This window comes from Nocardioides daeguensis (genome assembly GCF_019192965.1).
Lineage (GTDB): Bacteria > Actinomycetota > Actinomycetes > Propionibacteriales > Nocardioidaceae > Nocardioides > Nocardioides daeguensis.
Window position 1 is genome coordinate 58,844 of record NZ_JAHTKU010000014.1, and the last position, 14,555, is coordinate 73,398.

Consider the following 14,555-nt stretch of genomic DNA (forward strand, 5'->3'; position numbering starts at 1 on the left):
TCTGTTGACACGCGTCAAATGGCAGCCATAACGTGACGCTCGTCACGCGGGTTTGTCAAGGCTCCCCGGCGGGGGCCCGACGGGAAGGAAGCAACGATGAGTGGTCCCACCGTCGCCGTGATCGGCGCGGGCATCAGCGGCCTGACGATGAGCAAGATGCTCGCCGACTACGGCGTGGAGTTCGCGACCTTCGAGTCCTCGGACCGGGTCGGCGGCAACTGGGCGTTCGGCAACCCGAACGGGCACAGCAGCGCCTACCGCTCGCTGCACATCGACACCTCGAAGCACCAGCTGTCCTTCAAGGACTTCCCGATGCCCGAGGAGTATCCCGACTTCCCGCACCACACCCAGGTCAAGGAGTACCTCGACAGCTACGCGGACGCCTTCGACATCCGCCGCAAGATCGAGTTCGAGAACGGCGTCGTCCACGCGCAACGGCATCCCGACGGCGGCTGGGAGCTCGAGACCGAGCGCACCGGCACCCGCCGCTTCGACGTCCTGCTGGTAGCCAACGGCCACCACTGGGACCCGCGCTTCGCCGACAAGCCGGGGGAGTTCACCGGCCTGACGATGCACTCGCACGCCTACATCGACCCGCGCACGCCGTACGACCTGACGGGCAAGCGGATCCTGATCATCGGTCTCGGCAACAGCGCCGCCGACATCGCCGTCGAGCTGTCCAGCAAGACCCTCGACAACGAGGTGGTCATCTCCACCCGGTCGAGCGCGTGGATCGTGCCGAAGTACTTCGCCGGCAAGCCGGCCGACAAGTACTACAAGACCTCGCCGCACATCCCCTTCGCGTGGCAGCGCAAGTTCGTCCAGATCATGCAGCCGATGACGGCCGGCCGGCCCGAGGACTACGGCCTGCCGACGCCCAACCACAAGTTCTTCGAGGCGCACCCGACGCAGTCGGTCGAGCTGCCGCTGCGGCTCGGCTCGGGCGACCTGCGCGCCAAGGGCGACATCGAGCGCTTCGACGCAGACACGGTGCACTTCGCCGACGGCACCTCGCAGGACTTCGACGTCGTCATCCACGCGACCGGCTACAACATCACGTTCCCGTTCTTCGACGAGGACCTCATCAGCGCGCCGGAGAACCACATCCGTCTCTACAAGCGGATCTTCAAGCCCGGCTTCGACGACGTCGCCTTCATCGGCTTCGCGCAGTCGACGCCGACGCTGTTCCCGTTCGTCGAGTGCCAGACCCGGCTCGTCGCGGCCTGGTTGGTCGGCCGCTACGCGCCGCCGAGCGAGGCCGAGATGGAGCGGGTGATCGACGAGGACCAGCACAAGTACACCGCCCACATGGTGCAGCGGCCACGGCACACCCAGCAGCTCGACTACTTCCTCTACGAGTACGACCTGCGCACCCGCGAGATCCCGGCCGGCCAGGCCCGCGCGGCGTCGGCGGCGTCGGCGGTGGCCCGGTGAGCGACGAGCGCCTGTGGGCGCGGATGGTCGACCGGCGCAGCGTCAACCGCGGCGACCAGCGGCGTACGGCCCTCCTCGAGGCGCTCGACGAGCTGCTCCGCGAGCAGACGCTCGAGGAGGTCAACGTCGCCGAGATCTCCCGCCGTGCGGGCGTGACGCGCTCGGCGTTCTACTTCTACTTCGAGAGCAAGGCCACCGCCGTCCTGGCCCTGATGGCCGAGCTGTACGACGACGCGTCGGACGCGACCGACCTGCTGGTCAAGGCGGAGGGAGAGCCCCGGGCCCGGATCCGCCGGGTCGTCGCGACCCTGTTCGACTCGGTCGACAAGACGCCACACACCTACCGTGCGCTCCTCGAGGCGCGCGCCACCAGCACGGCGGTCCGCGAGCTGTGGGAGGCCGGGCGTGCCGAGTTCGCGGAGATGACCGCGGAGATGATCGAGCGCGAGCGCGCCGTCGGCCACGCGCCGCCGGGCGCCGACGCCCACGTCCTCGCCGCCGTCCTCCTCGACCTCAACGACCACGCCGTCGAGCGGCACGCGATGGGCGTCGGCCCCGAGCGCGAGGCCCACATCGACGCGATCACCCACATCTGGATCCAGAGCATCTACGGGAGCCCGGCATGAGCACCGTCTTCGACTTCACCTCGGCCGGCGTGCGCTGCGCCGCCACCCACTTCGCCCCGCCGGTGGTCGAGGAGCGAGCGCGCCTCGAAACCGGCGCTCCGGTCGTCGTCCTGGCGCACGGCCTCGCCGGCACCCAGGACGCCGGTGTGTTCCCGTTCGCCGAGGCCTTCGCTGCGGCCGGACTGCACGCGGTCACCTTCGACTACCGCGGCTTCGGCGGCTCCGACGCCGCCGACGGTGAGCCGCGCCAGGTCGTCTCGCTCGCCGGGCAGGTCGCCGACCTCCACGCGGCCGTCGACGCCGCGAAGTGCCTGCCCGGCGTCGACCCGACCCGGGTCGTGCTGTGGGGCGTCTCGCTGGGAGGTGGTCACGTCGTCTCGGTCGCCGCCGAGCGAGACGACATCACGGCCGTCGTGTCGGTGGTCCCGATGGTCGACGGCCTCGCGGCCGCCCGCCTGGCCACCCAGCACCACCGGCCCAGCCAGCTGCTGGCCTCGACGGGCCGCGGCCTCGCGAGCGCCTTCCGACGCAAGGTCGGCCGCAGGCCCGCGATGATCCCCGTCGTGGCCCACCCCGGCGAGACCGGTGCGCTGACCCTGCCGGGCGCCTACGAGGACTACCTGGCGATCGCCGGTCCGACCTGGCGCAACGAGATCGCCGCCGACGTCGTCCTGGAGCTCGGTACCCGGGCGCCCGCGAAGGCGGCGTCCCGGCTGGAGGTCCCCTGGCTGGTCCAGGTAGCCGACTTCGACCGCAGCGCCCCGCTGCAGGCCGCGATGAAGGCGGCCGTCGCGGGCCGCGCCGAGGTCCGGCACTACCCGGGCGACCACTTCGACCTGTTCGCGGGCAAGCCCTTCCACGAGCCCGCCGTCGAGCACGCCCTCCACTTCCTGTTGCGCCACCTCACGGTCACCTCGCCCGTGCTGGAGCCGGCCCGTGGCTGACACCGTCCAGGGCCTGCTCCTGGCCCACGCGGAACGCGACACCGCCGGACTGCGGTACGACGAGCGCACCTGGACGTGGCGCGAGGTCGTCGCCGGTGCCGCGGCCCGGGCGCACGTGCTGCGCGCGATGGCCGACGAGGAGAGGCCGCTCCACGTCGGCGTCCTGCTGCCGAACGGCCCGGAGATGGCGCTCGCGATCTCGGCCGGAGCGATCGGCGGGCACGTCACGGTCGGCATCAACGGGACCCGGCGCGGCGGGGCGCTCGCCTCCGACGTACGCCGGGCCGACTGCCAGGTCGTGCTCACCGACAGCGCGCACCGGCCGCTGCTCGAGGGCCTGGACCTCGGCGGCGCGACGGTGGTCGACACCGACGCCGTGGCCTGGCCGGCGCTCGTCGCGGCGGCGCCGACGACCACCGACGGGTTCCCGGTCGCGACGACCACGGACACCTTCATGCTCATCTTCACCTCGGGCACGAGCGGTGAGCCGAAGGCCGTGCAGGTCGCGAACTTCATGGTCGTGATGGCCGGATCGGTGCTCGTCGACAAGTACGGCCTCGGTCCCGACGACGTCGTCTACTGCTCGATGCCGATGTTCCACAGCAACGCGGTCATGGCCGGCTTCGCCGTCAGCGCCGCCTCCGGCGCCGCGCTGGCCGTGGCCGAGTTCTCCGCGCGCGGCTTCCTCGCCGACGTCCGGCGCCACGGCGCGACGTACCTCAACTACGTCGGCAAGCCGCTCGCCTACGTCCTGGCGACCCCGGCGCAGCCGGACGACGCGGACAACCCGCTGCGCTTCGCGTTCGGCAACGAGGCCTCCGACCGCGACATCCGCGAGTTCGCGCAGCGCTTCGGGTGCTCGGTGTGGGACGGCTTCGGCTCGACCGAGTCGGCGATCATCATCACCCGCACCGAGGAGACGCCGGCCGGCTCGATCGGCGTCCCGTTCGACGGGGTGGCGGTCTACGACCGGGGCACCCGGACGGAGTGCCCGCGCGCCGAGTACGACGCCGAGGGCCGGGTCACGAACCTCGACGAGGCGGTCGGCGAGCTGGTCAACACCCAGGGCGCGGGCTTCTTCGCCGGCTACTACAACGACGACGAGGCGACGGCCGAGCGCCTCGACGGCGGCATGTACTGGTCCGGCGACCTCGCCTACCGCGACGCCGACGGCTTCGTCTTCCTGGCCGGCCGCACCGACGACTGGCTGCGCGTAGACGGTGAGAACCTCGCCGCCGCGCCGGTCGAGCAGCTGCTGCTGCGCCACGAGGCGATCTCCCAGGCGGCCGTGTACGCCGTCACCGACGAGCGGGTGGGCGACCAGCTGATGTGCGCGCTGGTGCTCCGGGAGGGCGCGACGCTGGCGCCCGAGGAGCTCGCGGCCTTCCTCGCCGCCCAGCCCGACCTGTCGCCGAAGGGCTGGCCGCGGCACGTGCGGATCGCGAAGGCGCTGCCGAGCACCGCGACCAACAAGGTCCTCAAGCGCGAGCTGCGTGCCCAGGGACTGGCCACCGCCGACCTGCTCTGGTCGCGGGGCGAACGGGACCATGTCTACGCCGAACAGGTCAGGAGCAAGCCATGAGCTACGACGTCATCGTCCGGGGAGGGCGCTGGTTCGACGGGACCGGGGCGCCGTCCGCCGTCCGCGACCTCGGGATCCGCGAGGGCCGCGTCGTCGCGGTCTCCGCGGAGGAGCTCGACGCCACCGACTGCCCCCGCGTCATCGACGCGCGCGGACGCTGGGTGCTGCCGGGCATGGTCGACATCCACACCCACTACGACGTCGAGGTGCTCGTCCAGCCCTCGCTGTCGGAGTCGCTGCGCCACGGCGTCACCACGACCTTCCTCGGCTCGTGCTCGCTGTCGACCGTGCACGCCGCACCCGAGGATGCCGGCGACCTGTTCGGCCGGGTCGAGGCGATCCCGCGGCCGTACGTCGTCGGCGCGCTCGACGACCTGAAGACCTGGTCGAGCGCGGGGGAGTACGTCGCCGCGCTCGAGGAGCTCCCCCTCGGCCCCAACATCGCCGCCTTCATCGGCCACTCCGACATCCGCTCCGCGCGGATGGGTCTGTCCCGCTCGACCGACCCCGCCGTGCGGCCGACCGCGGCCGAGCTGGCCCGGATGGAGGCCGACCTGGTCGACGCCCTCGACGAGGGCTTCGTCGGGATGTCGTCGCAGGAGCTGATGTTCGACAAGCTGGACGGCGAGGCCTGCCGCTCGCGGACGCTGCCGTCGACGTACGCGAAGGGGAAGGAGCGCCGCCGGCTCAACCGGGTGCTCAGAGCGCGGGGCCGAGCGCTGCAGGGCGGTCCGGACGTCGGGCGTCCGCACACGCTGGTCCGGATGGCCTTCAGCAGCTGCGGCTGGGGCCGCAGGTCGCCCCTGCGGGTGAGCCTGCTGTCGGCTGCCGACATCAAGGCGATCCCCTTCGTGGCCCACCTGTTCCCGCTGCTGGCGCGCACCGTGAACCGGTTCGGCGGCGACCTGCGCTTCCAGCACCTGCCGGTGCCCTTCGAGGTGTACGCCGACGGGATCTCGCTGGTCATCTTCGAGGAGCTCGGCTCGGGCGCCGCTGCGCTGCACCTGTCGAACCGGATCGAGGAGCAGCGTGCGCTGCTGCAGGACGAGACCTACCGGCGCCGCTTCCGCAAGGACTACGACCAGAAGTACGGCCCGCGGGTCTGGCACCGCGACTTCTTCGACGCCGAGATCACCGAGTGCCCCGACCCGTCGGTGATCGGCAAGACCTTCGGCCAGGTCGGCCTCGACCGCGGTGGCCTGCACCCCGTCGACGCGTTCCTCGACCTGGTGCTGGAGCACGGCGAGAAGGTGCGCTGGCGCACCACCATCTCCAACCACCGCCCGGCGGTCCTCGACAAGCTGACCTCCGACCCCGGCGTCCAGCTCGGCTTCTCCGACGCCGGCGCCCACCTGCGCAACATGGCGTTCTACAACTTCGGGCTCCGGCTGCTGCGCCGGGTCCGCGACGCCGAGCGCAGCGGGACGCCGTTCATGACCCTCGAGCGCGCCGTGCACCGGCTCACCGGCGAGCTCGGCGACTGGTACGGCATCGACGCCGGGCACCTGCGCGAGGGCGACCGTGCCGACCTGGTCGTCATCGACCCCGAGCGGCTCGACGGCTCCCTCGACGCCTACGTCGAGGCGCCGGTCCCGGCCTTCGGCAACCTCTCGCGGATGGTCAACCGCAACGACGCCACCGTGGTCGCGGTCCTGGTCGCCGGCGAGGTGGTGGTCGAGAACGGCACCCTGAGCGAGGTGGTCGGCGTGCGCCGGACCGGGCGGTTCCTCCGGGCTCAGGCGGCGCGGTAGCGCTCGATCTGCTCGCCGAGCTCCTCGAACAGCGCCTGGTTGAGACGGAACACGGCCCGCACCTCCTCGACGACCCGGTCGACCTCGTCCGAGGTGAGGTCGAGCGCGTCGAGCCGGGCGCGGTAGCCGTCCTTGTAGGGCTTCGGCTTGGGGATCTGCGCGAACTCGTAGAAGGCGACGCCCGTGTCCTCGGGCAGGTCGAAGGTGCGCTGCAGTACCCGACCGATCACCTGGCCGCCGGACAGGTCACCGAGGTAGCGGGTGTAGTGGTGCGCGGCGAGCAGGCCGCCCCAGGCGGCGCCCGCCCGGATCCGCTCGACGTACGCCGCCGCGGCGGGGGAGTCGAGCATCTCGGGGTCGACGCCCGGGGCCCAGTGGGCGAGGTCGGCGTCGATGGCGGCGAGCCGCTCGAGCGCGGGGTCGTGGACGGCGGCGACGATCGGGTCGGCGTGGTGCTCGGCGAGGACCTCCTCGAGCGCGGCGTAGACGCGGCGCAGGCGCAGCAGCAGGTCGGCGTACGCCTCGGCGGTGAGGCGGCCGTCGAGCAGCTCGGCCATGAACGTCGAGCCCTCGGCGGCCTCGTGCTCGGCGCGTGAGCCCTCGCGCAGGGCCGTCGACAACGGCACGAGGTCGGTCTCGGTCGGGGACACGGGGCGCTCCTTGGGGGATCTGGGGAAGTTGTCGACGGATTGTCGACAAGATTCTGACAACTTGTCAACACCTCTCAATCAAGATTAGCCTAGCCTAAATAAGGCTGACCTAATTCCCGATCTCGAGAGTGAGCTCCCGCGTGCTGTCCCACCCCGTCCGTCCGCTGCGACGGCTGCTCACCGTGTCCGCCACCTGCGTCGTGCTGGGCCTGGCCGGGTGCGGACTCTCCTCGCCGGTGGACCCGGAGCGCAGCGGGGGAGCGGGCGACGGTACGGCGGCCCCGCGGCTCGCCGACGTCACCCCCCTCACCGACGCCCGGGACTGGACCGGCGCGACGCGCGCGGTCGTCGCCGACGACAGCGTCGACCCGGTCGCCGAGCCGGCGCCGCGGCTGCCCGTGACGGTGACCGACGCGCAGGGCACCCGGGTCACCGTCCGCGACGCCAGCCGGGTGCTGGCCCTCGACGTCTACGGCACCCTGGCCCGCACCGTCTTCGAGCTCGGCCTCGGCGACCGGGTGGTCGGCCGCGACATCTCGACCCGGTTCGATGCCGCCGCCGACCTCCCGCTGGTCACCCAGAACGGCCACGACCTCGCCGCCGAGGCGATCCTCGAGCTGGACCCGACGGTGATCCTCACCGACACCTCTCTCGGGCCGTGGAACGTGGTGCTGCAGATGCGCGACGCCGGCATCCCGGTCGTCGTGGTCGACAGCCACCGCGGGCTCGACAACGTCGCGGAGCTGACGACGCAGGTCGCCACCGCGCTCGGCGTCCCCGAGGCGGGCGCGGCGCTGATCGAGCGCACCGACGCCGAGGTGGCCGCGGTCCGCGCGGCGATCGCCGATGTCGCGCCGGAGGCACAGACCGACCGGCTGCGCACCCTGTTCCTCTACGTGCGCGGGCAGTCCGGCGTCTACTACCTGTTCGGCGAGAAGTCCGGCGCCGACGGGCTGATCGATGCGCTCGGGCTCTACGACGTGGCCGAGGAGATCGGTTGGGACGGCATGAAGCCGGTCACCGACGAGGCGATCGTCGCCGCCCAGCCCGACCTCGTGCTGATGATGAGCGGCGGCCTCGACTCCGTCGACGGTGTCGACGGCCTCCTCGAGCGGCTGCCCGCCCTGGCGAACACGCCGGCCGGCGAGCGCGAGCGGTTCGTCGACATGGAGGATTCGCAGATCCTCGGCTTCGGTCCGCAGACCGGCGACGTCCTCAACGCCCTGGCCGTCGCGGTCTACGCACCCGGAGCCGTCTCGTGAAGGGGAGCCTGCTCGCGGTGCTGACCGGCCTGCTCGTCGTCGCGCTCGTCGTCGGCGCCGGCCAGGGACAGCTGCACGTCCCGCCGCTGGAGGTGCTCGGCTCGGTTCTGCACCGGATCGGGATCGACCTCGGCCCGCTGCCGACCCACCCGCGCGCCGAGGACACGCTCTGGGAGGTCCGCTTCCCGCGGGTGGTCCTGGCCGCGCTCGTGGGTGCCGCGCTCGCCACCGCCGGCGCCGTCATGCAGGGCATCTTCGGCAACCCACTCGCCGAACCCGCCGTCGTCGGGGTCTCCTCGGGCGCCGCGGTCGCCGCGGGCAGCGTGATCGTCTTCGACGTCGCCGTGCTCGGCTCGTGGACCATCGCCGTCGCCGCGTTCCTCGGCGGCCTCGCCGCCACCTTGGTGGTCTACCTGCTCTCGCGCGCCGGCGGCCGGACCGAGGTCGTCACCCTCGTCCTCACCGGCATCGCGCTCAACGCGATGACCAGCGCTGCGTTGGCGTTCTTGATGTTCCTCGGCGACCAGCAGGCCCGCGAGGAGATCGTGTTCTGGACCCTCGGCAGCCTCAACGGCACCCGCTGGGCCGCGGTCGCCGTAGTGGCCCCGCTCGCCGCCATCGGCATCGCCGTCGCCCTGGTCCTGGCGCGCCGCCTCGACCTGCTCGCGCTCGGCGACCGGGCCGCCTTCCACGTCGGCGTCGACGTGGAGCGGCTCCGGCTCGCGGCGATCGTGGTCGTCGCCCTGCTCACCGCCGCCGCGGTCTGTTTCTGCGGCATCATCGCGTTCGTCGGGCTGGTCGTGCCCCACCTGGTGCGGATGGTCGCCGGCCCCGGCCACCTGCTCCTCGTCCCCGCCAGCGCCCTCGGTGGCGCGGCGCTCCTGACCTTCGCCGACCTGTGGGCGCGCACCGCCGTCGACAACGCCGACCTGCCCATCGGGATGCTCACCTCCCTCGTCGGCGGCCCCTTCTTCCTCTGGCTCATCCGCCGTTCCCGTCGCACCGCAGGAGGCTGGTCATGATCGAGGCTCGCGGCATCCACGTCACCCTCGGCGACAAGGTCGTCCTCGACGGCGTCGACCTCGCCGTCCCGCCCGGCGAGCTGGTCGCGCTCGTCGGCCCCAACGGCGCCGGGAAGTCGACCCTCCTCGGTGTCCTGGCCGGCGACGTCCGGCCCGCGGCCGGCTCGGTCCAGCTCGCGGGGCGCCCGCTGTCGTCGTACGCCGCCCGGGAGTCGGCACAGCACCGGGCGGTCCAGCTCCAGCAGCAGGGACTCGCGTTCGGCTTCCGGGTCCGCGACGTGGTCGCGATGGGGCGCTCGCCCTGGCACCGCACCCCGCGTGCGGCCGGCGACGAGGAGGTCGTGCGCGCCGCGATGGTCCGCACCGACGTCGACCGTCTCGCCGAGCGCGCCTTCCCGACGTTGTCGGGTGGCGAGCAGGCGCGCACCTCCTTCGCCCGGGCGCTCGCCCAGGAGACGCCGGTGCTGCTGCTCGACGAGCCCACCGCCGCCCTCGACATCCGCCACCAGGAGGCGGTCCTCGGGGTCGCCCGGGCGGTCGCTTCGGAGGGAGCCGCCGTCGTGGTCGTGCTGCACGACCTGTCCCTGGCGGCGGCCTACGCCGACCGGATCTGCGTCATCGCCGACGGCCTTGTCCGGGCCGCCGGACCGCCGCACGAGGTGCTCACCGAGGACCTGCTCGGCGAGGTGTACCGGCACCCGGTGCGGGTCCTCGACCACGGCGGCACCCCGGTCGTCGTACCAGTCCGGGCGGCCCAGGAGGCGCGGTGCTGACCAGGACGACCCTCGTGCTGCTCGGCGTGCTCGCGGCGCTGGTGGCGCCGGTGCCCGCGGCCCAGGCCCAGGCCCGGGTGTCGGTCAGCAGCGAGCGCGGCGGCGCGGTCATCGACCCGACGTACGCCACCACGTTGAAGGTCGCCGGCGCCGGCTTCCAGTCGGTCCATGGCGGCCACGGCGGCATCTACGTCTTCTTCGGTACCGTTTCCGGCAGTTGGCGGCCGAGCAAGGGCGGGGTGACCGGCCAGGACTACTTCTACGTCCCCGACAGCGAGAGCCAGGCCAACGCCGGCTACCAGAAGTACGTCGCCTACCCGGGATCCGACACCGCCGCCTCCGCCAACGGCGGCACCGTGTCCGCGAGCGGTCGCTGGTCGACGACGATCGCGGTCCCCGGCGCGACCTTCCGGGCCGTCGACCGTGACGGTGGCACCCGCACCATCGACTGCCGCAAGGTCCGCTGCGGGATCATCACCGTCGGCGCGCACGGCGTCACCAACGCCGCCAACGAGACCTTCACACCGGTCACCGTCAAGGACCTGTACGGCGACCAGGCGCCGGCTACGACGGGGACTGCCGCCGCGCAGCAGCCGGCGGCGCCCGGCACAGCGGTCCCGGACGTCGCGGCTGCGCCGTCGCCGCCGTCGTCGGCGACGGCGCTGGCGCCGGTGCTCGACGTCGACCGGCCCTCGGCCGTCGCCGGCCGCGCGCTGTCCTTCACCGCTCGGGGCCTGCCGCCCGGCGCCCAGGTCAACGCCGTGCTCGACGACGGCGTCGCCGCGGCCGGGCCGTTCCTGGTCGGTGCGCAGGGCCAGGTGACCGGCGTGGTCGCCCTGCCGGCCGAGGTCGCCGGCGGCACCCACGAGCTGCGGCTGTACGGGCTCGACGGTGACCCGGCGCCGCTGGTCCGGTTCGCCATCGCGGCCGGGGACGAGCCGGTGGCGGCGCCCGTCGCGGCCCCGGGGCGTTCCCGTGTCGACCGGCTCGGGGCCTGGTTCTTCGGGGCTGCCGGACTGGTCCTCCTCGGCGCGCTCGCCCGCCTGCTCCTGCTCGCTCGTCGCCGGGGAGCCTCTCGTGCGTAGGCCGCTCGCCGCCGTCCTCGCCGCGGCCGGGCTCGTCGTCTGGCTGGTCGCCGTCGCTGGCCTGGTCGTCACTCCCGCCCGCGCGGACGACGGCCCCGAGACGCTGGCCGGCGCCGTGCTCCGCTGGGGGCTCAACACCGAGTCGAACACCGCGGCGCACAACCCCGGCACCTACAACTTCCTGATGGCCGGCGCGCTGCCCGATCCCGGGCGGGGCGGCCAGACCGTCCCGGAGGGCCAGTGGCAGCAGCGCTCCGGCGACGTCGCCGTCGAGAAGTGGGACGCCCGCAGCAGCGCCTGGACCGACGCCACCTGGGCGGGCCTGAGGACCGACAGCGCCGGCGTGCCGCTGCAGGTCGGCGTGTCCAGCAACCACCAGCTGGTCTTCTCCCGGGGCGCGGGCACGCTCGACCGGGCCGCCGGCACCGCGCGGATCGCGTGGCAGGGGAGTGCGACGGTGGCCTTCTACTCCGGCTTCTCCTTCTTCCACCTCAGCGACCCGGTGCTCGAGGTCGCCGACGGCCGGGGCACCCTCACCGCCACGCTCGGCGGCTTCGCGTCCGCCCAGGACGACCCGACCCGATGGGAAGCGGCGCCGGCGGCGACCGTCACGGTCGCGACGCTCCCGTCGGTCTCGCTCACCGGCAACGGGTTCACCGTCGACCCGGCTTACCGCGGTGTGACCTTCGACCCCGTCACCGGTGCCCAGGTCCGCTCGGGGGCTTACTGGGGATCCTTCCCGGCTCCCTGGGTGCGGTTCATGGAGATGCTCGGCACCGGCCCCTTCTGGTACTCCAGCGGCGGGTCCGACGACGCCCACAAGGTGGCCGCGCCGGTGACCGTGTCGTTCGACGGGGCCGCCGTCGTGGTGCCCACCCCCACGGTCGCGACCAGCCAACCGCCGGTCGTCAGCAACAGCGCACCCCCGCCGCCACGCTCGAGCCCACGCCCCACCCCGACCTCCCCGACCACCGCCGCCGCGACGCCACCGGACCTCGTGGTGCCTCCCGTGGGAGCGGCGCCTCCGGCGCCGGAGCCGGTGGCCGCCCTGCCCCGACCGGCCACCGACCTACGTCTGGCCGCCGCCCCTGCGGCGCCGGGCGCTGCCGCCCCCACCGACGACCGCACCTGGCCCTGGTGGGCCGGGGGTGCGCTGCTGCTCCTCGCGGCGGCCGCGTTCGTCGTACCTCCACCCGTGCGCGGCCTGCGCTGAGCGGCGCCGCCTGCTTGTCCATCTCGGGACCACAACAGAAGGGAACACCCATGTCCATCCGACCGAACCCCCGCCGCGTCCTCGCGGCGCTCACGGCCGGCGGCGTGGCCGCCACGGCGCTCGCGCTGAGCGCCCCGTCGCCTGCGCAGGCCGTCGCCGCCGTACCCGAGCTGCAGTGGGAGATCAGCCAGCAGTTCGACGACCACCTGTCGACCCACGTGCTCACCGACGGTGCCACCGAGAACGCCGACGGCGTCATCACCTTCCCCAACGGCGTCGGGTCCTACGACGCCGCCTCTGGCGTGACCACGATGGCGTACGACGGCTCGGTGGCCGGCTCCTTCGAGAACATGGGCTCCACCTTCTACACGGTGACCATCGCCGACCCGGTCGTCACGGTCGACCGGACCGGCAAGGGCTCGCTGTCGGCCGTCGTCTCGGCGTGGAACGCCGCAGCGATGGGCAACCCCGAGGCGAGCACCGACCCGGCTCGGGTCGTGGTCACCACCTTCCAGGCCGGCACCGGCGACTGGACCGTGGCGGAGGGCGCCGCGACGCTCGCCGACACCCCGGCCTGGACCGGCGTCCTGCCCGCGGGCGCCGAGTCGGCCGCCCTGGGCATCCCCGCGGGCAAGCCGGTCGAGGGCGGCTCGTTCGCCCCGTCGTTCCTCGCCCAGCTCACCGCCGGCCTGCGCGCGCACTTCTACGCCAGCGCGACCGGTCAGCCCAAGAAGGTCGCCGCGCCGTTCCGGGCCAGCGTCCGCGCGGCGCAGGTCGCCCTGCCCCAGGCCACCACCGCGGCCGCGACGGTGGCGACCAAGCCGCGCACCACCAAGAAGGGCACGGTCACCATCACGGTGACCAGTGCTCGCTTCACGCCGACCGGCGCGGTCACCGTCGTCTACCGGGGCGGCAAGCTCAAGGGCAAGAAGGTGAAGCTGTCGAAGACCGTCACCCTCGCCGCCGACGGTACGGCGACCGTGCGGCTGCCGAGGTCCGCCCAGGGCAAGCGCACGCTCACGGTGACCTACCTCGGTGACCAGCTGCACCAGGCCTCGGCCGCCACCACGGTGAAGGTCAAGGTCAAGAAGTAGCTCGACCCGCGCCGCGGCCCTGAACGTCGGGGCCGCGGCGCCGGCACGTCCTCAAGCGGCGTCGCCGCCGGCGAGGACGATGGCGTCGTGTTCGTGGAGCTGGTACTCGGCTTTGGTGAGCACGGTGGTGCCGGTGGTGGTGACGAGGCGGTAGAGGCCGTGGGGTGTTGCCCAGATCCATCTGTCGGGTCCGAGCTGCAGGACGGTGTAGCCGAGGTGGGTCTTGGCTCGGTGGTGGTGTCTGCCGAGTGGGGTGTCGTTGTGGTCGCCGGTCTGGCCGGGTGGGCCGTTCTTGTCGTAGGGCACCGTGTGGTCGTGATCGGGGCTTCGGCCGTGCTTCGTGAAGAGCTTCGTGGCGTGGGGGAAGACGTCGCCCAGGGTGCGTAGCTCGGTGCGGTGCTTCACGTCCGCGGGGTGTTCGTAGCCGTTGACGGAGCGGCCGGTGTGGAGGTCGACGACCGGGCTGATGGTCACGTGCGCAGCGCTTCGCAGCAGGTTGCGGACCTGGTCGAGGAGGCGGGGTCCGTTCACCCGGCCCTCGACGCGGGCCAGGGGTCCGAGGTTGCCGGTGGTGTCGTGGGCGAGGTGGATCACCAGGTCCACGCTCGTCCGGTCGGGGGCCGCGGTGCCGGGGTCGTTCTCCTCATCCGATCCCTGGAGGAACGCGAGGACGGCGGCGGGGTCGGCGAGCATCGCGAAGGCTTCGGCTCGCCAGTGGTCCATGCTCAACGGCTCCTCCCCGTCAGCGCGAGCGGGGGCGTGTTCGGCGAGTGCGGTGGCGAGGTAGTCGACCATCCGGGCATGGGCGAGGGCGTCGGCCTCGTCGATACGGGCGAACACCACTCCGATGCCCGCGGTGTTGTCGAGGGAGTCGATCTGGGTGCCGGGGCGGGGCTGGGGGAACCAGACCCCCTTGTCCTTCCGGTTCGCGTGGATCCGTTCCCGGTGGGCGAGGGGGTCGGCTTCGATGATCTTGGCCTCGGCGATCTTCAGGGGGTGTCAGATGGTCTGTGTAAGGGGTCGGTCTCAGCAAAGGAACGATGATGACTGCTGTGACCGAAGGGACCGGGCGACCGGACTACAAGAAGGCCGCTGCTGCTCGGCGTGCTGACCGCGCGG

At 72.8% G+C, this 14,555-nt stretch carries 13 protein-coding genes; 11 read left to right on the forward strand and 2 right to left on the reverse strand.

The window, feature by feature from the left end:
• Positions 1-96 precede the first annotated feature (96 nt).
• The 5 genes from KU893_RS12190 to KU893_RS12210 are packed head-to-tail and all read left to right on the forward strand — an operon-like array spanning position 97 to position 6,337.
• A complete protein-coding gene (locus KU893_RS12190; RefSeq protein ID WP_218234641.1) occupies positions 97-1,434 on the forward strand; it encodes a flavin-containing monooxygenase in 1,338 nt (445 codons plus the stop codon).
• The gene (locus KU893_RS12195; protein ID WP_218234642.1) at positions 1,431-2,060 is read left to right on the forward strand and encodes a TetR/AcrR family transcriptional regulator; all 630 of its coding nucleotides are present in this window, start codon (positions 1,431-1,433) and stop codon (positions 2,058-2,060) included. Before KU893_RS12190 ends, KU893_RS12195 begins: the two co-directional genes overlap by 4 nt.
• Positions 2,057-3,004: an alpha/beta hydrolase gene (locus KU893_RS12200; RefSeq protein WP_218234643.1), complete on the forward strand. Its 948-nt coding sequence runs from the start codon at positions 2,057-2,059 to the stop codon at positions 3,002-3,004. Before KU893_RS12195 ends, KU893_RS12200 begins: the two co-directional genes overlap by 4 nt.
• Positions 2,997-4,586, forward strand: a complete 1,590-nt coding sequence (gene fadD1 / locus KU893_RS12205; protein ID WP_218234644.1) for a fatty-acid--CoA ligase FadD1 — start codon at positions 2,997-2,999, stop codon at positions 4,584-4,586. The genes KU893_RS12200 and fadD1 overlap by 8 nt, the downstream gene beginning before the upstream one ends.
• Positions 4,583-6,337, forward strand: coding sequence for an N-acyl-D-amino-acid deacylase family protein (locus KU893_RS12210; protein WP_218234645.1), 1,755 nt, complete (start codon positions 4,583-4,585; stop codon positions 6,335-6,337). Before fadD1 ends, KU893_RS12210 begins: the two co-directional genes overlap by 4 nt.
• Here KU893_RS12210 and KU893_RS12215 read toward each other — a convergent pair.
• Positions 6,322-6,987 (reverse strand): biliverdin-producing heme oxygenase, encoded by a 666-nt coding sequence (locus KU893_RS12215; RefSeq protein WP_218234646.1) that lies wholly within the window; start codon positions 6,985-6,987, stop codon positions 6,322-6,324. The genes KU893_RS12210 and KU893_RS12215 overlap by 16 nt on opposite strands.
• Before the next feature lie 128 nt (positions 6,988-7,115).
• Between KU893_RS12215 and KU893_RS12220 the strand changes: the two genes are divergently transcribed.
• Genes KU893_RS12220 through KU893_RS12245 form a run of 6 tightly spaced genes read left to right on the forward strand, consistent with a single transcriptional unit; the run spans position 7,116 to position 13,436 of the window.
• Complete coding sequence (locus KU893_RS12220; protein WP_257441620.1) at positions 7,116-8,249, forward strand: heme/hemin ABC transporter substrate-binding protein; 1,134 nt, start codon at positions 7,116-7,118, stop codon at positions 8,247-8,249.
• Positions 8,246-9,271 carry a FecCD family ABC transporter permease gene (locus KU893_RS12225; protein ID WP_257441621.1) on the forward strand — a complete coding sequence of 342 codons (1,026 nt, stop codon included), beginning with the start codon at positions 8,246-8,248 and terminating at the stop codon, positions 9,269-9,271. The genes KU893_RS12220 and KU893_RS12225 overlap by 4 nt, the downstream gene beginning before the upstream one ends.
• Complete coding sequence (locus tag KU893_RS12230) at positions 9,268-10,044, forward strand: heme ABC transporter ATP-binding protein (RefSeq protein ID WP_218234647.1); 777 nt, start codon at positions 9,268-9,270, stop codon at positions 10,042-10,044. Before KU893_RS12225 ends, KU893_RS12230 begins: the two co-directional genes overlap by 4 nt.
• Positions 10,038-11,129 carry a hypothetical protein gene (locus tag KU893_RS12235; RefSeq protein ID WP_218234648.1) on the forward strand — a complete coding sequence of 364 codons (1,092 nt, stop codon included), beginning with the start codon at positions 10,038-10,040 and terminating at the stop codon, positions 11,127-11,129. The genes KU893_RS12230 and KU893_RS12235 overlap by 7 nt, the downstream gene beginning before the upstream one ends.
• The gene (locus KU893_RS12240) at positions 11,122-12,342 is read left to right on the forward strand and encodes a hypothetical protein (RefSeq protein ID WP_218234649.1); all 1,221 of its coding nucleotides are present in this window, start codon (positions 11,122-11,124) and stop codon (positions 12,340-12,342) included. Before KU893_RS12235 ends, KU893_RS12240 begins: the two co-directional genes overlap by 8 nt.
• Before the next feature lie 50 nt (positions 12,343-12,392).
• On the forward strand, positions 12,393-13,436 hold the full coding sequence (locus KU893_RS12245; protein WP_218234650.1) for an HtaA domain-containing protein: 1,044 nt from the start codon (positions 12,393-12,395) through the stop codon (positions 13,434-13,436).
• A 51-nt stretch (positions 13,437-13,487) separates the two neighbouring features.
• On the opposite strand, the gene KU893_RS12250 is transcribed toward KU893_RS12245, so the two are convergent.
• Positions 13,488-14,276, reverse strand: a complete 789-nt coding sequence (locus tag KU893_RS12250) for a hypothetical protein (protein ID WP_218234651.1) — start codon at positions 14,274-14,276, stop codon at positions 13,488-13,490.
• Positions 14,277-14,555 lie beyond the last annotated feature (279 nt).